Source organism: Clostridium sp., from assembly GCF_036660475.1.
In the GTDB taxonomy this organism is placed as follows: domain Bacteria; phylum Bacillota; class Clostridia; order Clostridiales; family Clostridiaceae; genus Clostridium_J.
Genome location: NZ_JAVXAO010000010.1, coordinates 77,581 through 97,780, shown reverse-complemented (window position 1 = coordinate 97,780; position 20,200 = coordinate 77,581). Strand labels below are relative to the sequence as shown.

16 protein-coding genes are annotated in these 20,200 nt (G+C 33.9%); all 16 read left to right on the top strand.

The features are described 5' to 3' along the window. Positions 1-7: 7 nt before the first annotated feature. Complete coding sequence (yqeC, locus tag RSA29_RS13820; protein WP_346944442.1) at positions 8-832, top strand: selenium cofactor biosynthesis protein YqeC; 825 nt, start codon at positions 8-10, stop codon at positions 830-832. Continuing rightward, the gene (locus RSA29_RS13815; RefSeq protein WP_346943347.1) at positions 798-1,379 is read left to right on the top strand and encodes an NTP transferase domain-containing protein; all 582 of its coding nucleotides are present in this window, start codon (positions 798-800) and stop codon (positions 1,377-1,379) included. The genes yqeC and RSA29_RS13815 overlap by 35 nt, the downstream gene beginning before the upstream one ends. Before the next feature lie 92 nt (positions 1,380-1,471). After that, positions 1,472-2,272 (top strand): selenium-dependent molybdenum cofactor biosynthesis protein YqeB, encoded by an 801-nt coding sequence (yqeB, locus tag RSA29_RS13810; protein ID WP_346943346.1) that lies wholly within the window; start codon positions 1,472-1,474, stop codon positions 2,270-2,272. Between the two features lies 1 nt (position 2,273). Further along, on the top strand, positions 2,274-3,485 hold the full coding sequence (locus RSA29_RS13805) for a YgeY family selenium metabolism-linked hydrolase (RefSeq protein ID WP_346943345.1): 1,212 nt from the start codon (positions 2,274-2,276) through the stop codon (positions 3,483-3,485). Between the two features lie 14 nt (positions 3,486-3,499). Beyond that, complete coding sequence (locus tag RSA29_RS13800) at positions 3,500-4,738, top strand: threonine synthase (RefSeq protein WP_346943344.1); 1,239 nt, start codon at positions 3,500-3,502, stop codon at positions 4,736-4,738. 56 nt (positions 4,739-4,794) lie between these two features. Beyond that, positions 4,795-6,267 carry a pyridoxal-phosphate dependent enzyme gene (locus tag RSA29_RS13795; RefSeq protein ID WP_346943343.1) on the top strand — a complete coding sequence of 491 codons (1,473 nt, stop codon included), beginning with the start codon at positions 4,795-4,797 and terminating at the stop codon, positions 6,265-6,267. Positions 6,268-6,349: 82 nt separating this feature from the next. After that, the gene (gene xdh, locus RSA29_RS13790; protein ID WP_346943342.1) at positions 6,350-8,908 is read left to right on the top strand and encodes a selenium-dependent xanthine dehydrogenase; all 2,559 of its coding nucleotides are present in this window, start codon (positions 6,350-6,352) and stop codon (positions 8,906-8,908) included. A gap of 23 nt (positions 8,909-8,931) precedes the next feature. Continuing rightward, complete coding sequence (gene guaD / locus RSA29_RS13785) at positions 8,932-10,224, top strand: guanine deaminase (RefSeq protein WP_346943341.1); 1,293 nt, start codon at positions 8,932-8,934, stop codon at positions 10,222-10,224. 38 nt (positions 10,225-10,262) lie between these two features. Continuing rightward, entirely contained in the window at positions 10,263-10,844 is a 582-nt protein-coding gene (locus RSA29_RS13780; protein ID WP_346943340.1) for a TetR/AcrR family transcriptional regulator, read from the top strand. A gap of 100 nt (positions 10,845-10,944) precedes the next feature. After that, positions 10,945-11,823 carry an FAD binding domain-containing protein gene (locus RSA29_RS13775; RefSeq protein WP_346943339.1) on the top strand — a complete coding sequence of 293 codons (879 nt, stop codon included), beginning with the start codon at positions 10,945-10,947 and terminating at the stop codon, positions 11,821-11,823. Then, positions 11,817-12,284, top strand: coding sequence for a (2Fe-2S)-binding protein (locus tag RSA29_RS13770; RefSeq protein ID WP_346943403.1), 468 nt, complete (start codon positions 11,817-11,819; stop codon positions 12,282-12,284). Before RSA29_RS13775 ends, RSA29_RS13770 begins: the two co-directional genes overlap by 7 nt. Before the next feature lie 81 nt (positions 12,285-12,365). Next, on the top strand, positions 12,366-13,613 hold the full coding sequence (locus RSA29_RS13765; protein WP_346943338.1) for a molybdopterin cofactor-binding domain-containing protein: 1,248 nt from the start codon (positions 12,366-12,368) through the stop codon (positions 13,611-13,613). Between the two features lie 30 nt (positions 13,614-13,643). Then, on the top strand, positions 13,644-14,600 hold the full coding sequence (locus RSA29_RS13760) for a molybdopterin cofactor-binding domain-containing protein (RefSeq protein WP_346943337.1): 957 nt from the start codon (positions 13,644-13,646) through the stop codon (positions 14,598-14,600). A gap of 113 nt (positions 14,601-14,713) precedes the next feature. Then, positions 14,714-15,256, top strand: a complete 543-nt coding sequence (locus tag RSA29_RS13755) for an ECF transporter S component (protein ID WP_346943336.1) — start codon at positions 14,714-14,716, stop codon at positions 15,254-15,256. 185 nt (positions 15,257-15,441) lie between these two features. Beyond that, positions 15,442-17,367 carry an ABC-F family ATP-binding cassette domain-containing protein gene (locus RSA29_RS13750; protein ID WP_346943335.1) on the top strand — a complete coding sequence of 642 codons (1,926 nt, stop codon included), beginning with the start codon at positions 15,442-15,444 and terminating at the stop codon, positions 17,365-17,367. Positions 17,368-17,379: 12 nt separating this feature from the next. Next, on the top strand, positions 17,380-19,788 hold the full coding sequence (locus tag RSA29_RS13745) for an ATP-dependent DNA helicase (protein WP_346943334.1): 2,409 nt from the start codon (positions 17,380-17,382) through the stop codon (positions 19,786-19,788). Positions 19,789-20,200: the final 412 nt, after the last annotated feature.

Here is a 20,200-nt window from a genome sequence, read left to right as displayed (position 1 = left end):
GATATAGATGGAGAGTGAAGTGAGGGTGATAACAAAGCTTTCAGAAATAATTAAAATCAGAAAAGGTGAGGTCATATCAATAGCAGGAGCGGGTGGTAAAACTACACTGATGTTCACATTGGCTAAAGAACTGAGAAGTAGAGGGAATGTTTTAGTGACAACTACAACAAAAATTTATCTTCCGCAGCATAAGGATTACGATGGCTTAATTATAAAAGATGGATTAAAAAATAATAGTGAGGTCAATAAAACTATCTTAACGACAAAACTAGGAATTCATGTTTATGGTAGTTCTATTAATGAAGAAGGCAAGTTATTAGGTATAGATGACAGGGATTTAATAAATGAGGGGTTAAATTATGATTATACCCTTATTGAAGCCGATGGAGCTAAGAGAAAGCAGGTAAAGGGTTGGAATAGTAATGAACCAGTAATAAGTGCATTAACCACTATAACTATAGGAGTGTTGTCTGGAGAAGCTCTTAAACTGCCAGCAAATTCCAGTAATGTTCATAGACTTAAGGAATTTGAAGAACTGACTTTAGCTAAAGAGGGTGACATTATAAATGAAGGTAATATAATATCACTTATATTTAATAAAAGCGGGCTCTTTAAAAATTCACAGGGGAAGAAAATTCTCTTTATAAATAAAATAGATGACAATAAGTTAGATGGAATAGAAGGCTTGTTAAAAAGAATCATAGATAAAAACAAGGAATGTAAATTGCTGGACGAAATAATCATAGGTAGTCTTTTGAAAAAGGAATATAAGAGTGTAACCCTAGGGAGGAATAAGGTTGATAAGTGGAATAATTATGGCCTCTGGACTTAGCGTAAGGATGGGTAAATGTAAATTGCTTTTAAAGTATAAGGAAAAATTTCTTATAGAATATGTACTAGATGCAGTTAAGGAAAGTAATTTTAATTATAAAACTGTAATTACAGGAAATGAGAAAATAATTGAATTAAGTGAAGCGCGAGAATTAAATGTAGTTATGAATAATAGTGGTTCATTGGGACAAAGTGAATCAATAAAGTTAGGCATATTAAATTCACCATCAGTTTCCGGATATGGATTTATAACTGCAGATCAACCATTTATCAGTGTAGATATCCTTAATAAGCTTATCGCAGAATTTGAGAATTATCCTAGTAATTTTATCGTGCCAATGTATAAAGGTAAGAGAGGCAGTCCAGTAATTTTTCCTGAAAGATATAAAGACGAGCTTCTTTGCCTTAGTGGAGACCTTGGAGGGAAAGTTATTTTAAAAAAATATGAAGATAACATTAGATTTGTTGAAATAAGTGATGGTTACCCATTATGGGACATAGATACAGAGGAAGATTATATAAAACTATTAAAATCAAATTATCCATAGATTATAGATACAGCATCTAAAAATAAATAATAAGTCAAATATCCGAGGATACTGACTTGCTTATTTTTGAAGATGCCTAAGGAGATAAATAGGTGAAAGATAATAGAATTGTTATTAGAGGTGGAGGAGATATAGCTTCTGGAACAATACAGAAGCTTCATAGAAGTGGATTTAAAGTCCTAATTCTTGAAGTAGAATCACCTTCAACAATTAGAAGAAATGTGTCCTTTAGTGAGGCTGTCTATGATGGCGAGACAATGGTAGAAGGAATAATTGGAATATTAGTTAAGGATATTGATGAGATTTTAGAGGCCTGGCACAAGGGAAATGTTCCAATAGTAGTTGATCCCAAGGGCAAACTCATCGAAGCTATTAAACCTATGGTTGTTGTAGATGCAATACTTGCAAAAAAAAATCTAGGTACAAATATGGACATGGCACCCTTGACAATTGCATTAGGTCCAGGGTTTGAAGCTGGAGTTGATGTAAATATAGTGGTAGAAACTAAGAGGGGTCACAATTTAGGAAGGTTGATTTTAAAGGGATATGCAGAAAAAAACACAGGAATACCAGGAATAATAGAAGGTTTTTCTAGAGAGAGAGTAATTTATAGTCCTTATGAAGGTGAAATAAGAACTATAAAGAAAATTGGAGATATAGTGGAGGTAAACGAAACTATTGCAGTTATAGAAGGTAGAGAAGTAAGAGCTACAATGAAGGGGTTACTAAGAGGAATTATCAGAGATAAGACTTATATCACTAAGGGGTTAAAGATAGCAGATATAGATCCAAGGGTTGAAGAATTTAAGAACTGTAATACAATCTCTGATAAAGCGAGAGCTATAGGTGGAGCGGTTTTAGAGGGAATACTTTATTTTAAGAGGGGGATTTAAAATGTCAAAGATCATATGTAAAGATGAAATTTTGAGGTTAGCTGAGTTTTATAAAGCAGATATGACTAAATTTCTAAGGGATATGATAGCTATTCCGAGCGAAAGTTGTGATGAAGAAAAAGTTGTGTTGAGAATAAAAGAAGAGATGGAGAAAGTTGGATTTGATAAAGTTGAAATAGATTCAATGGGAAATATACTTGGATATATAGGGCATGGAAAACACATTATTGCTATGGATGCTCATATTGATACCGTTGGTATTGGGGATATAAATAACTGGAAGTGTAATCCCTATGAAGGCTATGAAACAGATGAAGTTATATGTGGTAGAGGTGGTTCAGACCAAGAGGGTGGAATGGCATGTATGGTCTATGCTGGAAAGATAATAAAAGACTTAAAATTAGAAGATGATTATACACTGATAGTTACAGGTACAGTTCAGGAAGAGGACTGTGATGGGTTATGCTGGCAGTATATTATAAATGAAAGCAAAATCAAACCAGAATTTGTAGTTATCACAGAGCCTACCTCTCTTAACATATATAGAGGTCATAGAGGAAGAATGGAAATAAAGGTTACAACTAATGGAATAAGCTGTCATGGTTCAGCTCCAGAAAGAGGAGATAATGCAATTTTTAAGATGGCTCCAATACTAAATGAATTAAAGGAATTAAATGAAAGATTAATAGATGATTCATTCCTAGGAAAAGGAACGCTAACAGTTTCAGAAATATTTTTCTCATCACCATCTAGATGTGCAGTAGCTGATGGATGCTCAGTTTCAGTAGATAGAAGGCTTACTAACGGAGAGTCATGGGAATATGCATTAGATCAAATAAGAGCATTACCTTCAGTACAAGCAGCTAAAGCAAAGGTAGAAATGTATACCTATGAAAGGCCAGCTTACACAGGACTTGTTTATCCAACAGAATGTTACTTTCCTACTTGGGTTTTGGAAGAATCTCATCCAGCATGTACAACCTTAGTAGACTCATATAAAGAATTGTTTAATAAGGAGCCTCTAGTTGATAAATGGACATTTTCAACTAATGCTGTATCTATAATGGGTAGATATGGAATTCCATGTATTGGATTTGGACCAGGACATGAGGACCAGGCTCATGCTCCAAATGAGTTAACTTGGAAGGATGAACTTGTAAAATGTGCAGCAATGTATGCTATGATTCCGATAACCTATATGAAAAAAATATAAGGCGTGGTGAAATCATGGAAAAAATTAAACACCTAGTATGTTCTAAATGTGGAAAGCAGGTTGGAGAAGACGTTATGTATAACTGTCCAGATTGCGGCGGAGAGGGTACTTTAGATGTAATTTATAACATGGATTTAGTAAAGAAAGAATTAACTAAGGAATATTTAAAGTCTAGTGAAGATAAGAATGTTTGGAGATACATGCCAATACTTCCTTTAGAATCAAGGGAAGGTGCAGCTCCACTTCAAATAGGATGGACACCACTTTATAAAGCAAAGAGATTAGAAGAATTCTTTAATATAAAAAACCTATATGTAAAGGATGAGGGAAGAAATCCTACAGCATCCTTTAAGGACAGAGCTACAGCAGTAGGAGTTGCTAAGGCTATAGAATTAAAAAAAGATATAATTTGTGCAGCCTCCACGGGGAATGCAGCTTCTTCATTATCAGGATTTGCGGCTTGTATGGGGATTAAAAATTATATATTTGTACCCAAAAGTATACCAGAAGCAAAGTTAGCTCAACTTCTTGTGTTTGGAAGTGAAGTTATTCTTGTGGATGGAGATTATGATACAGCCTTTGATTTTTGTTTAGAAGCTGTAAATCATTTTGGGTGGTATAACAGAAGTTGTGCAATAAATCCTTATTTAGCGGAAGGAAAGAAAACAGCAGCCTTTGAAATCTGTGAACAGTTAGACTTTAAAGTACCAGATAAGGTAATCATGTCAGTGGGTGATGGATGTTCTATATCAAGTGTTTGGAAGGGATTTAAGGAATTCTATGAATTAGGATTAATAGATAAACTTCCAACTATGGTATCAGTACAAGCACAGGGATCAAATCCAGTTAATAGAGCCTATAGAAATAATAGCAGAGAATTTGATTATGTAAAACCTGTGACCATTGCAGATAGTATTTCTGTTGGTATACCAAGAAATGGGTATAAGGCCTTAAATGCGTTAAAAGAAAGTAATGGTATAACAGTGGATGTTACCGATGAAGAAATATTAAGTGCTATTACAACACTGGCAAGACAAACAGGAGTTTTTGGAGAACCAGCAGGAGTTGCTAGCTTTGCAGGTCTTAAAAAACTAGTAGAAGCTGGTACTATTGGTGAAAATGAAACTGTGGTAATTGTTGTATCTGGCAGCGGTCTTAAGGATGTAAAGTCAGCTCAAAAGGCTGTAACTAAACCAGATTTTGTGAAACCAGATTTAAATATATTAATTGATTATCTAAAAGGTTTATCTTAAGTAGTATTTTTTGATTACATTAAAAGCCTATATTTTAATTTTTAGGAGGATGTAAAATGCATAAATTAATAGATTTAGAAATTAATGAGGAACAAATTCTAAAAACAGCGGAAAGCGCAAAGGAAAGAAATATTATAATTCCTACAATTGAAGAAATGAAGGATCCAAATAAAATACCAGAGGAAGTAAAGGAAAGACTAAGTAAAGTTGGGCTTTGGGATATAGATCCAATAAATTTATTTAGAATATCTTGGTATAACGAGCCAGTTAAGGAAGGTGGACTTTATAATAAATTACCAAACTATGTGGAAATACCATCAGAAATTACTGGAGTAAAGGCAAGAATATTTGCTATGTCAGGGAAGTTCTTTCCAATAGGAGCTCATAAGGTTGGAGCTAGTTTTGCTTGCCTTGTACCAAGACTTGTAACAGGACAATTTGATCCAAAATTCCATGAAGCGGTATGGCCGTCTACTGGTAATTACTGTAGGGGGGGAGCATATAATTCTACATTACTTGGATGTAAGTCAATTGCAATTCTACCTGAAAATATGAGTAAGGAGCGTTTTGACTGGCTTAAAAATGTAGCAGGTGAAGTTATTGCAACCCCAGGTTGTGAAAGTAATGTAAAAGAAATTTATGATAAGACTTGGGAGCTTAGAAGAACTCGTGATAATGTAGTTATATTTAATCAATTTGGAGAACTTGGAAACCATCTATGGCATTATGAAGTAACGGGAGATGCTATGGCAAAGATTGTAGAACATGAGAAGGGTGAAAATGGCAGGGTTACAGGAGTATGCTTAACTTCAGGTTCAGCGGGAACCCTTGGAAGTGGAGACTATATTAAGGATAAATATATAGGAGCTAAACTTGCGGTAGGAGAAGCACTTCAATGTCCAACCCTTTTAAATAACGGTTTTGGAGATCATAGGATTGAAGGGATTGGAGATAAGCATGTGCCTTGGATTCATAATGTAAAGAATACAGACATGGTTATTGCTGTAGATGACAATGATAGTTTAGGTATGTTCAGATTATTTAATGAGCCAGCAGGGCAAGAATATTTAAGAACTATTGGGATTTCTGAAGAAATTATTGAAAAACTTAGTTGGGTAGGTATTTCAGGGGCTGCTAATATTATTTCGGCTATTAAGTTTGCCAAATATTATGAACTTACAGAGGAAGACATGGTATTAACAGTGCTTACAGATTCAGCAGAAATGTATAAATCAAGGTTAGAAGAAATGCAAGAAGAAAGAAATAGGAATTATGATGAGAGAGATGCAGTTGTAGACCATAATAGATGTGTTTTAGGTTTGAGAACAGATTCAATGGAAGAGCTAACCTATATTGCTAAGAAAAGAATTCATAACCTGAAATATTATACATGGATAGAGCAACAAGAATATGATTTAGATGAACTAAATGCTCAATGGTATGACTATGATAACTATTGGGGAAGATTGCATAAGATGGCACCACAGCTAGATAAATTGATAAAAGAGTTTAATGAAAAAAGCAAATAAGAATAAGGTCGGTAAAGATAACAAGGACCCTAGGTTTTAAATAAACTAAGGGGTCCTATTGACATATGAAGGAGTGGTAATTATGTACAACTTTCTATTAAATGGAGAGAAGGTGTTCTCTTCTAGAAATATAAATCTACTTGAATATTTAAGGGAAGAAGCTAATCTAACCTCTGTTAAAAATGGTTGTGCAGAAGGCGCTTGTGGAGCATGTATGGTACTTATCAACGGAGTTCCAGCAAGAGCATGCTTAAATACAATAGAAAAAATTAATGGGAAAGTTATAGAAACTGTAGAAGGGTTATCGGAATTTGAGAAGCGAGTTTTTACTTGGTCATTCTCGAAGGTTGGAGCCGTACAGTGTGGATTTTGTATTCCAGGAATGGTTATAAGTGCTAAGGGCCTGATAAACAAAAATATGAATCCTACAGATGAAGAAATAAGATTTGCAATAAGAGGTAACCTATGCAGGTGTACAGGTTATGTGAAAATCATAGAGGCTATTAAACTTGCTGCGAAAGCTATAAGTGAAGGAAAATTAAATTTGGAGTATGAGGAAGATGGGGCTATAGGGAAGCCATTACCAAGAATAGATGCAATGGATAAAATATTAGGAACTGGATTATATGTAGACGATATGAAGGTTCAGGAACTCGCTTATGGTTCAGCTTTAAGAACTAAATATCCAAGGGCATTAGTTCAGGCGATAAATATAGAAAAGGCGTTAAAGCACTCAGATACTTTAGGGATTTTAACTTCTAAGGATATTCCAGGGAACAGGTATATAGGACATCTTGCAAAGGATTGGCCAGCACTAATAGGCGTTGGAGAAGAGACAAGATATGTAGGTGATGCAATAGCACTAGTAGCATCAAAAAGTAAAGGCTCTTTAAAAGAAATTCTATCTTTAATAGAGGTTAAGTACAAAGAGCTAACACCAATTATAAGTCCATCTATGTCTATGGTTGAAGGGTCGCCAAAGATTCACCCAAATGGAAATATTCTAAAGATAGAAAAATTAAATAGAGGAAATGTAGAGGAAGCTTTAAAAAAATCTAAATATATTGTTACAAATACTTATTCTACGCCATTCACAGAACATGCATTTTTAGAGCCAGAGAGTGCATTGGCAATGCCAGATGGTGATGGAGTATTGATATATACTGGATCTCAAGGAGTTTATGATGAACAAAGAGAAATATCAGAGCTTTTAGGGTTAGAAAAAAAACAAGTAAGATGCATTAGTAAATACGTAGGTGGAGGATTTGGTGGTAAGGAAGATATGAGTGTACAGCATCATGCAGCCTTATTAGCCTTTATCATTAAAAAGCCTATTAAGATAACTTTAAGTCGTAAGGAAAGTATAATAGTTCATCCTAAGAGACATGCAATGGAAATTACTGTGACTACAGCCTGTGATGAAGTAGGAAATTTAACAGCCTTTGTAGCTGATATAGTTTCAGACACTGGAGCCTATGCTTCACTTGGAGGACCAGTATTACAAAGAGCGTGTACCCATGCCGCAGGACCATATAAATGTGAAAATGTTAGTATTAAAGGTACTGCAGTTTATACGAATAATCCACCAGGTGGAGCGTTTAGAGGCTTTGGAGTAACTCAATCTGCCTTTGCAGGAGAAAGCAATATGAATATGTTAGCAGAAAAGGTTGGAATATCACCTTGGGATATCAGATATAAAAATGCAGTAGAGCCTGGAGATGTACTACCCAATGGTCAAATAGCAGATTCAGGTACAGCGATAAAGGAAACTTTAATGGCAGTTAAAGATAAGTATGACAACAATGACATTGTAGGAATAGCCTGTTGTATAAAAAATAGTGGAGTTGGGGTTGGAATACCTGATACTGGTAGATGTAACCTTGTTGTAAAGGACGGAACTATAAGGGTTAGAACTAGCGCAGCCTGTATAGGACAGGGCTTAGGCACAATTATGACACAAATTATTTGTCAGGTTACGGGAGTGTCACCTAAAAAAATAGTGGTGGAAGCTCCAGATACCTTTACATCACCTAATTCAGGAACTACAACAGCCTCAAGACAGACGGTATTTACAGGTGAGGCAACTAGAATAGCAGCGTTAAAGTTGAAAGATAACTTAAAGGATAATGATGAAGATGCATTAAGAATTCTGGAAGGTCAGGAATTTTATGGTGAGTTTACATCTGTAACAGATCCAATTAATTCAGATAAAAAAAATCCCGTAAGTCATGTGGCCTATGGATATGCAACCCAGCTTGCGATACTTAATAAAAATGGTGAACTAAAGGAGATAGTTGCAGCTCATGACGTGGGAAGGGCAATAAATCCTATAAATGTACAGGGACAAATTGAAGGTGGAGTAGTTATGGGGCTAGGATATGCACTTACAGAGGATTATCCACTTAAAAATTGTATACCTACAGCAAAACTTGGGACATTAGGATTATTTAGGGCTCCAGCAGTACCAAAAATAACCTCAATTATCATAGAGAAAAATACTAGTGAATTAGTCTACGGTGCAAAGGGTGTGGGAGAAATAACTACGATACCTACAGCACCAGCAGTTCAAGGAGCTTATTATAGATTAGATAAAAGATTCAGAACATCACTTCCACTAAAGGATACCTACTATAAAAAATAGTCAAAATCTTAATAAAAAAGGCGATGAAGGATTTGAAAATAGTAAAAGGAAATATTATTTTCACTAAGGAATTTGGTGAATACCAAATTATAAATAATGGTTATATAGTTGTGGAGGGTGAAATAGTACAGGGAGTCTATGAAATACTTCCAGAGCAATATATAGGGTCAGAAGTTGAAGATTATGGAGATAATTTAATTATTCCAGGGTTTGTAGATCTTCACCTCCATGGGCCTCAATTCCCAAACTTAGGATTAGGGTTAGATAAGGAGCTAATGCCATGGTTACATGCATATACATTCCCAGAGGAAGCAAAGTACTCTGATGTAAAATATGCAGAGTCAGTGTACAAAGCATTGGTAAGGGAATTATGGAAAAATGGAACCACAAGAAGTTGTATTTTTGCTACAGTACATCTAGAAACTACAAAGCTGTTAATGGATATAGTAAATGAATCAGGCTTAGGAGCCTATGTAGGAAAGGTAAACATGGATAGAAATTGTCCAGAGTTTTTGGTGGAAGACACAGAAAAATCCATAGAGGAAACAGAAACACTAATAAAAGAATATGGAAATAAGTATGAAAGAGTAAAACCTATTATTACTCCAAGGTTTGTACCAACTTGTAGTACGGAGTTATTAAAAGCATTAGGTGAAATAGCAGAAAAATATAGGGTGCCTGTACAATCCCATTTAAGTGAGAATAAGTGTGAGATAGAATATGTAAAAGAGTTACATCCACAGTGTAAAAACTATGCAAGTATTTATGATGAAGCTAAACTCCTTGGTCAGCAACGAACAATTATGGCACACTGCGTATTACTAGAGGATGCGGAGATAGAACTTCTGGCTAAAAATGGTGTAATTATAGCTCATAGCCCAAATTCAAACTCAAATTTAGCAAGTGGTATAGCCCCAATTAGGAAGCTGATAAATAGAGGAATTACAGTAGGTCTTGCATCAGATATATCAGGAGGACATAGTCTATCCATGTGTAATGTTATGGTAGATACTGCCCAAGCATCAAATATTAAATGGCTTGAAAGTGGTAGAGAAGAGACTCCACTAAACACACCTGAATTGTTATATTTAGCAACTAAGGGAAGTGGGAAATTCTTTGGGAAGGTTGGAAGCTTTGAGGAGGGCTATGAATTTGACGCATTAGTAATAGATGATAGTTCTTTACTTGGATTAAAGCATTTGTCAATAGAAGAGAGGTTACAAAAATTTATATATACAGGTAATACTGAAAACATCATTAAAAGGTATGTAGCAGGTAAAATCATAAACAATCCAGATTTAATATTTAACACCTAAATATGGCTAGATGGGTAAGCTAGGAAAGAGGTTACAGCATGGAAAAAGATGTAGATAAAAAGATATTAGAAGCGGCATTAGAAGTGGTTTCAAAGGAAAAAATAAGTGGTACTCGTATGCATATAATAGCCAAAGAGGCTAAAATGAGCCAAGCTAATCTTCATTATCATTTTTCAACTAAGAATGACATTATGATAGCGCTATTAGGGAGTATACAAGAGAAGTTCTCTAGAAGTAGGACAAATTACATTAATGGTAAGGAGAAAAATTTAAATGAAAATATTAAAGGATTTTTCAACCAAAAAAAAGATGATATTCTATTAAATAAAAAAATGGAATATGCTCAAATAGATTATTGGGTTCAAGGTACAGTGAATGAAGAAATAAAAGCTATATTCCAAAATACCTTTAATATTTGGAGGGAAAGTATAGATGAGATATTACCACAGGCTGGAAGTGGGGATTTAGATGAAAAAACCATGAATAATATGCCATATATAATGGTGTCCTTAATGCTAGGAGCATCTCTTCAATATCTCATAGATGAAGAAAAATTTAATTTAGATGATTACTTTCAAGTAGCACAGCAAATGGTATTAAGTCAGTTTATGGAAACGTAAAAAGTAAAGATTTTCTATAGAAATATAGAAGCTTTTTTATAAAAATTACAAGTAAAAATCTTTAATATATTTAGTGAAATGAAAGGAAAGGAGGCAGGTTATGGATGAATTAAACTTTTTACAGCCACAGACCTTGGCTGAGGCTAAGTCTTTAATTAGGAAAGAATCACAATGGAAGCTATTAGCTGGGGGAACAGATTTAGTATTGAACATTAGAAAAAGTTATGAAACTAATAATTCTATTGTGTCCTTAGGTAAAATTTTAGAACTTAAAACTATAAAAGAATCTGAAGGGAAAGTTATCATTGGAGCTATGGTGACCTTTAATGATTTAATTGAGAGTAAGGTTATAAAAAATAACTATAACTCACTTTTAAGAAGTAGTTTAACCATGGGATCACCTCAGATTAGAAATGTGGCAACTATAGGTGGAAATATTGTAAATGCAGGCTCTGCAGCAGATGCAATTCCATGCATAATTAGTCTTGAAGGAGTTCTAGTTATAGAATCTTTAGAAAAGACTAGGTGTATAAGCTGTGAGGATTATTTTAAGAGATATCATGAGGAAAAAGTTAAACCTAATGAGATTCTTACTAAAATAATATTGTCAAAGAAGAAATGTGACAGTGGATATTATAAGTTAAGTAAAAGAAATTCTTTAGCTATAGCAAGGTTAAGCGCTGCATTAACAATTAGGGTAGAGGAAGATAAAATTAAAAGTCTTAATATTTGCCTTGGAGCAGTGGGTAAATATCCATTCAGGGCGAAAGAATTAGAGGAACAAGGATTAAATAAACAGGTTAACTGGTTATATTCAGAGGAAGCATCTAAATTGTTAAGTGATGCAGTAGAAAAAAGCATAGGTGGAAGAAAGACAATGCCTTTTAAACGAGAGGCAATAAAGGGTGTATTCAAAGAGGCTTTGAATATTGCTCTCGATAAACAAGATTCCTTGGGTAATGGGGGGGATTTATCATAGAAATAAATATAAATATAAATATCAATGGGGTAGATTATAGAAGAGAAGTAAATCCTATGATGAGGTTAATAGACTTCTTAAGGGATGAAATGAAGCTAAAGGGTACAAAAGAAGGATGTGGAGAAGGGGAATGTGGAGCCTGTACTGTAATTTTAAATGGAAATACAGTAAACTCCTGTCTAATATTAGTTGGAACTATAGATGATGGGGAAATTCTAACGATAGAAGGTGTAGGGAAAAATGGTATTAATCCTATTCAAGAAGCCTTCATGGAAGTAGGTGCTTCCCAATGTGGTTATTGCACACCAGGAATGGTACTCAGTGCAAAATCATTGTTAGATAAAAATATAGATTCAACCGAAGCAGAAATAAGAGAAGGTATATCTGGAAATTTATGTAGATGCACAGGATATGAAAAAATTGTACAAGGTGTTATTTTAGCTCAAAAGAAGCTTAAATAATAAGATAAGGATTAAAATAATTGATGTCTTAAAAGTGAATATTGATTTAGAAAATTAATTTTGAATATTGGAGGTGAAGCCATGGAGGTAGTTGGAAAAGGATTTATTAGACCAGATGTATATGATAAAGTCTTAGGTAAAACAATTTATCCAGATGATATAGAGTTTGATGGAATGTTATATGCAGGAGTGAAAAGAAGTACAATTCCTTATGGTAGAGTAAAATCTATTAATATTGAAGAGGTAAAAGCCTTGCCAGGAGTGGTAAGTGTTATAGACTATACTATGATTCCAGGAGCTATATCTAATGGGGTGGTTTTCAAGGATATACCAACCTTGGTAAAGGATATAGTAAAAAGAGTTGGCGATGCAATATTGTTAGTGGTGGCTAAGGACAAGGAAACTTTAAGGAATGCTCTCAATAAAGTAAAAATTGATTATGAAGAGTATGAAGGGATTTTCACAGTGGAGGATGCATTGAAGGAAGGGGCACCAATTTTAGGAGATGGCAGTAACATACTATATGATCTTAGGATCAAAAAGGGAGATATAGATAAGGGTTTTGCAGAAGCAAGATTTGTAGTAGAGGATTGGTACCATACACCTATGGTAGAGCATGCATTTCTTCAACCAGAGGCTGCTGTAGCAAGGCTTGATAATGAAGGGGTAATTGAAATATATGTAGCTACCCAGTATCCTCATTATGATAGAGAAGAGGTTGCTAATTGTTTGAATATTAGTGAGGATAAGGTAAGGGTTAGGAATATGGCAATAGGAGGAGCCTTTGGAGCTAGAGAGGATATAAATCCTCAATGTCATGCAGCACTAGCAGCATATATAACAAAGCAGCCTGTTAAGATAATTTATACCAGAGAGGAGTCCACAATTTCTCATAGTAAAAGACATCCCATGAAGATTTACATGAAAATGGGAGTAAAAGAAGATGGAAGACTTTGTGCTCTAAAATCTAGGATTTATGGGGATACAGGAGCCTATGCATCATGGGGTATGAATGTTTTAAGAAAGGCAGGAGTACATGCAACAGGACCCTACAACATAGAAAATGTAGACATTAGAACCAGAGCAATATATACGAACAACCCTTATAGTGGTGCCATGCGAGGCTTTGGGGCAACACAGATTCCTATTGCTACAGAAAGTCTTATAGATGTATTGGCAGAGAAATTAGGAATTCATCCACTAAGATTTAGACATATGAATGCCTTTCAAGTTGGAGATACCACAGCTACAGGACAGGTATTAAAAAGCAGTATAGGGATTAAAAAATGTATAGAAAAAATTGCAGATATTGATAGGGTGAAGCTATAAATATTTCAAGTCAGGTAAGGGGGATTAGCTTTGAAAAAACGGGGTGTGGGTTATGCCAGTATATTTTATGGCACTGGATATGGCAATGGATTTCCAGACGAATCTAGGGCTATATCAGAGCTAACTAAGGATGGGACAGTTAATATTTATGTAGAGGTTTCAGATGTAGGTTCGGGAGGAATCAGTGTAATGTGGCAGATTGCTGCTGAGACTTTAGGTATAAGTAAGGAATTTGTAAAGGTTGTATGTAGTAACACTGAATTGATGAAGGATAGTGGTACAGCTGCGGCTAGTAGACAAACTTACAATACGGGGAATGCAGTTTATGATGCTACAAAAAAGCTAAAGGAAAATATGAATTTGGCTTATAGTTGCAATAAGAATTCTAATTTAGAGATAAGATTGAATTCAGATGTAAAATTAAAAGAACTATATAGTATCATGGATAAAAATTCAATTCCACATAAAACAGAGGGGTACTTTAAGGCAGAAACCTCTAAGCTTAATATGGAAACAGGCCAGGGAAATCCTTATTGGCCATATACCTTTGGAGCACAAAGGGTAACGGTTCAGGTAGATGATGAAACAGGAAAGATTGATGTGGTAGAAGTAATAGCAGTAAATGATGCTGGCAGAATAATTAATCCTGTCTCAGCACAGGGTCAATCCGAGGGTGGAGTTGCAATGGGAATCGGTTATGCACTTATGGAAGAAATTGAGATAGATAGAGGAACTATAAAAAATAAGAACTTTTCAGATTATATAATTCCAACAAGTAAGGATATACCGCATATAGAAACACATTTCATAGAGGAAATAGAGGAAACAGGCCCTTATGGTGCAAAGGGTATTGGAGAACCAGTAATGATTCCCACAGCTCCATCTATATTAAATGCCATCTATGATGCAGTAGGAGTAAGGATGACTTCGGTTCCAGTTACCTGCGATAAACTGCTTTTAGCCCTAAAAAAGAAGGATAATAAATGAAATTGACATGGGATAATATCTTAAATTTGGATATTGTCTCATTTGCTATTTACAGATGAAAAGAAATACTGTATACTGGTGTATATACAGTAAGGAATTAGGGGGAAAATAATATGAAAACTAATATTAGAAAAATGACAATAAGTGCACTATTAATATCACTATCAATATTAATACCTTTAGTATTTGGAAACACACCACTTAAAATCTACATACCACCAGCATTTTCGGCTACACTAGGTTCACATGTACCTATGTTTATAGGAATGTTTTTAGGACCATTTGAAGCGGTGGTAATAGGAATAGGATCTGCTATCGGGTTTATGTTAGCCATGGGAAATCCAATAATTGCGTTAAGGGCAGCATCTCATATTATAGTTGGTTATGTAGCAGCAAAAATGATACTAAAGAAAATGTCATATACTAAAGCAGTAGCTTTTACAGCACCAATTCATGGAATTCTAGAAGGATTAGTAGTACTTATACTAGCTCCAAGTTCAGGATTATCCTTTGTATGGATAACAGCTATAGGAACTATATGTCACCATATTGTGGATGCAACAATTTCTATGCCAATTATTAAAGGGATACAAAGGGGAACAGGAATTGATTTAGCAACTATTGGTGAGAAGAAAAAGGAAAAAATATCAGCATAGACTAATAATTAAACTAAAGCCTTTAGGTAAAATATTGCCTAAAGGTTTTTATTTTTGCTTCAATTAGGTATAATGTCCCTAGGGATTTTAAATTGAGAAGTAAAAATTGAAAACAGGTTGGAAATTACAGGTCAAAAGTTAGAAATTATAAATAATAATTAATATAGAAATTGAGGATGGTACATATGAATTTAATTACACTTGAAAATATATATAAGAGCTTTAGCGAGAAGCCTTTACTTGAGGATATCAAATTAACTATAACTTCAGAGGATAAGATAGGAATAATTGGGGTTAATGGAACAGGAAAGTCTACATTACTAAAGATAATTGCTGGGGTAGAACAATCTGATAGGGGAACAATAACAACTATGAATGGACTTAGAATATCATATCTTCCACAGCAGATTAATTTTAACCCAGAGGATACGGTACTAGACCATGTGTTTAATGGTGCTGGGGAAATCATGGAGGTATTAAGAGCATATGAGCATGTTTTAAACCAAATGAAAACTAATGGTGAGGATACTAAGCTTCAAGATAAGCTTTTTAAGTTATCAGGAAAAATTGATGCTCTTAATGGATGGCAGATTGAAAGTGATGCAAAGGCTTTACTTACTAAGCTAGGAATTTCAGATTTTGAAGCTGAAATGGGTTCACTTTCAGGTGGACAAAGAAAAAGAGTTGGTCTTTGTAATGTGTTAGTAACGCCATGTGATCTTTTGATTCTTGATGAGCCTACAAACCATATGGATAATGAAATAATTGACTATATGGAGGATATGTTAAAGAGAAGAAAAGGTGGAGTTATTATGATAACCCACGATAGATACTTCTTAGATAGAATTGCAAATAGAATATTTGAATTAGATGGAGGAAGTCTATACTCTTATCAAGGAAATTACTCAGTATTCCTAGAAAAAAAGGATGAGAGAATGCAGATGATGGATGCCCTTGAAAGTAAGAGGCAGAATCTTTATAGAAAAGAGTTAGCATGGATAAGAAGAGGTGCAAAGGCTAGAACTACAAAGCAAAAAGCAAGAATAGACAGATTTGAAACCTTAAGAGATACTTCTTATCAGGTAAGTGATGAAAAAGTAGAAATGAACACTGCTGGCTCAAGACTTGGAAAGAAAATTCTTGAGGTTAGTAATATAAATAAGTCATTTGGAGACAAATTACTGATAAAGGATTTTAGTCATATTTTCACAAAGGAAGAGAGAGTAGGAATAATCGGAAATAATGGAATGGGAAAATCTACTCTTTTAAATATAATAAGTGAAAATCTTCAGCCAGACTCAGGAGAAGTAGTAAGAGGAGAAACTGTAAACCTAGGATACTTCACCCAGGAAAACATTGAAATGGATGGAACCTTAAGAGTTCTTGAATATATAAAGGAAATAGCAGAGTATATCACGACCAATGATGGTACTAAAATTACTGCATCTCAAATGCTAGAAAACTTCTTATTTGATGGAACTATACAACATAGTTTAATATCTAAATTATCAGGAGGAGAAAAGAGAAGATTATACCTTTTAAAGGTTCTAATGGATGCACCTAATGTATTATTTCTAGACGAGCCAACAAATGATTTGGATATACAGACCTTAACAATCCTAGAAGATTATTTAGATAAATTTAATGGAACGGTTATAGCAATCTCCCACGATAGATACTTCTTAGATAGAATTGCAAATAGAATCTTTAGTTTTGAAGGTCAAGGTGAGGTAAGGGAAATCGTAGGAAATTATAGTGATTACAAGGATTATAAGGAAGCCTTAACAGAGGAAGAAGTGGCAGTAGAGGCTAGTAAAACAAAGGAAAAGAAAGCTGAGGATACAAAACCTAAAAAAGAAAAGCAGGCTAAAATCAAATTCACCTTCAAGGAACAAAAAGAATTTGATACCATTGATGAAGATATTGAAAAAAAGGAAGAAGAAATTTCTACAGTGGAATTTAAAATTAACGGTTGTGGAAGTGATTTTGTAAAGCTTCAAGAGCTTACCGGGAAGCAGACCAAATTAAAAGAAGAGCTAGAGTCCTTAATGGAGAGATGGGAATACTTAAACGAGATATTTGAAGAGATGGAAAGTCAAAAAAGTAAATAGAAAAGAAGAGATATGATGATAGAAAACAATATGAGAATATCAGTAAGAAACTTAATAGAGTTTATTTATAGGCAGGGTGACATTGATGATAGGATAGGTGGAATGTCCTCTGCGCATGAAGGTACTAGACTTCATAAGGTGATCCAGAAGGAACTTAAGGAGCAGTGTGATAAAAATCATAATGAAACCTATATAAACGAAATGTATCTCTCAAGGGAGCTCTCCTATGAGGGAACTACTATAACATTAGAGGGTAGAGCAGATGGAGTTATAATTACTGAAGATCATGAAGAAACAAATTATAAAAAAGTAAAAATTATCGAGATCAAAACAACGATGAAAGACTTATTAACATTAGAGGAAGATGGAAACTTTCTTCATTGGGCTCAAGGAAAACTATATGGACATATCTATTGCGAGAAAGAAAATCTGGAATTCATTGATTTAGATTTAATCTATTGCCATAGGGAAAATCTTCACACTAAGACTTTCTCTAAGACATTCACTAGAGAGAATCTTAAAGAATTTTTTAATGAAGTAATGGCTAGATATGTAAGGTGGATAGAGCTTCAAAGTAAATGGATAGTAGAACGGAATACTTCCATTGAAAACCTAAATTTTCCCTTTGAAAAATATAGAAAAGGGCAAAGGGAACTAGCAGTAAATGTGTATAGGACTATTAAGGAAAAAAGAGATATATATGTAGAGGCTCCAACTGGAATAGGTAAAACTATATCTACTTTATTTCCAGCAATAAAGGCTATTAACTTAAATGAATCCACTAAACTTGTATATCTTACAGCAAAGAATATAACGAAAGTAGTAGCTCAGGATACCTTAGATTTACTTAGAGGCTCCAGATTAAAGCTAAGAACATTAACCATGACTGCAAAGGATAGAATATGCTTTCTAGAGGAAAGAATTTGTAATGGTGATGCATGTATATATGCAAGAGGTCATTTTGATAGAGTAAATGATGCAATATTAGATATGCTCGGAACAAATGAAGTCTTCAATCAAGAAATTATTGAGAGCTACAGTAAAAAGCATAGTGTTTGTCCCTTTGAATTATCCTTAGATTTAATTGCTTGGTGCGATGTTATAATAGCAGATTATAACTACTTCTTTGACCCAAAGGCAATGATAAAAAGAGTGGCATTTGATGATACACCTTATATTTTTCTCATAGATGAGGCTCATAACCTGGTAGATAGAGGCAGAGATATGTACTCAGCTGAGATAAAAACCAGTGATCTAAAGGAGCTTAAGGTAGAATTTAAGTATAAGAGTAAGAAACTAGTGGGGATGCTAAATAAAATAATAAAGGCATTGAAGGAATACATTGTGGGAGAAAATGGCAATGTGATAATTAAGGAAGGACCGGCAGATATCTTAGGACTTCTAAGAGTATTTACAACAGAAGGGGAAACCTACTTAAAGGAACATAGTGGTGATAATATAGATGAAATATTTCTTAATGTATACTTTAGTTTTCTAGATTTTATAAGGATAGGTGAGCTATTCTCAGAGGATTTTATACTTTATTGTAATAATGAAGATAAAGATATAACTATAAAGATATTTTGTTTAAATCCTAGCAATGTAATAAAGGAATGTATAAAAGGTAATATCAGTACAATATTTTTTTCAGCAACACTATCTCCAATGAATTACTTTAAGAAGCTACTAGGGGGAAGTGAAGAAAGCTATGGAATAAAGCTAGAGTCACCCTTCCCAAGAGAAAATAGAGAACTTATTATTAAAACAGATGTGGATACTAGATATAAATATAGGGAAAAGAGTTATTATCCAATTTGTAAATATATAAACTCCACATTAGAAAAACATGGAGGAAATTTTTTGATATTCTTTCCATCCTTTGAATATATGAGGAAGGTTTATGAAGTTTACTGTGAGAACTTTCAGGAAGAAAATATATATGTTCAGGATAACATAATGACAGATGGGCAAAGGCAGGAGTTTATAGATAGATTTTTAGTTAAAAAAATTACAACAGTAGAAGAAATTAGAGCGGTAGAAAACCAAGTGAATAGCAAGGTTGAAAATATAACTACCACAGAAATAGGGAAAGAAAAAGAATCGAAAAATGAAAGAACTATTGGTTTTGCAGTACTAGGTGGTGTATTTTCAGAAGGTATAGACTTAACAGGAGAAAGTCTTGTAGGAGCTATAATAGTTGGAGTAGGATTACCAAAGATATCCTTTGAAAAAAAGCTTATAGAGGAATACTTTAATAAAAAAGGAGAAGAAGGATTTCATTATGCTTATACTTTTCCAGGAATAAATAAAGTCGTTCAAGCTATGGGGAGAGTTATTAGAACAGAAAATGACAAAGGTACAATATTACTTTTAGATAGTAGGTATGGCACAGATATTTATAAACAGCTGATGCCAAAGTAAAATTTTAGAACCTTGCAAATGGTATTAAACACAGATAATGGTGAAGCACAATTTAGATAATTCTTTAAAAACAAATTGGATATAAGATATTTAATTAAAATAGTAAAGAGTTAAAAGTTCATCTCAGAAATGGGATGGACTTTTTTGCGTGTTTTTATATTTTTATGTTCTTAGTAATAATGGAGATTAATTTACCGAGGAAACAACATTAAATTACACCAATATAGTTAAAACAAAAACAATTGGAAATTAATGCAGAACATTGATGGAAAAAGATGGAATAAACCATGACAAAAAAATGTAAATAAGTGGTAGAATAAATATATGGTAAGGAACTATGGTAATTTTAGCAGTAATAAAAAAGAGGTGACCTTTAATCTTGGAGAATATGAAAAATAACCAAGGGGCAATA

Coding starts and splice junctions, on each gene's coding strand:
- yqeC (WP_346944442.1), top strand. CDS start 8: ATGGAGAGTGAAGTGAGGGTGATAACAAAGCTTTCAGAAATAATTAAA.
- RSA29_RS13805 (WP_346943345.1), top strand. CDS start 2,274: ATGTCAAAGATCATATGTAAAGATGAAATTTTGAGGTTAGCTGAGTTT.
- RSA29_RS13800 (WP_346943344.1), top strand. CDS start 3,500: ATGGAAAAAATTAAACACCTAGTATGTTCTAAATGTGGAAAGCAGGTT.
- RSA29_RS13795 (WP_346943343.1), top strand. CDS start 4,795: ATGCATAAATTAATAGATTTAGAAATTAATGAGGAACAAATTCTAAAA.
- xdh (WP_346943342.1), top strand. CDS start 6,350: ATGTACAACTTTCTATTAAATGGAGAGAAGGTGTTCTCTTCTAGAAAT.
- guaD (WP_346943341.1), top strand. CDS start 8,932: ATGAAGGATTTGAAAATAGTAAAAGGAAATATTATTTTCACTAAGGAA.
- RSA29_RS13780 (WP_346943340.1), top strand. CDS start 10,263: ATGGAAAAAGATGTAGATAAAAAGATATTAGAAGCGGCATTAGAAGTG.
- RSA29_RS13775 (WP_346943339.1), top strand. CDS start 10,945: ATGGATGAATTAAACTTTTTACAGCCACAGACCTTGGCTGAGGCTAAG.
- RSA29_RS13765 (WP_346943338.1), top strand. CDS start 12,366: ATGGAGGTAGTTGGAAAAGGATTTATTAGACCAGATGTATATGATAAA.
- RSA29_RS13755 (WP_346943336.1), top strand. CDS start 14,714: ATGAAAACTAATATTAGAAAAATGACAATAAGTGCACTATTAATATCA.
- RSA29_RS13750 (WP_346943335.1), top strand. CDS start 15,442: ATGAATTTAATTACACTTGAAAATATATATAAGAGCTTTAGCGAGAAG.
- RSA29_RS13745 (WP_346943334.1), top strand. CDS start 17,380: ATGATGATAGAAAACAATATGAGAATATCAGTAAGAAACTTAATAGAG.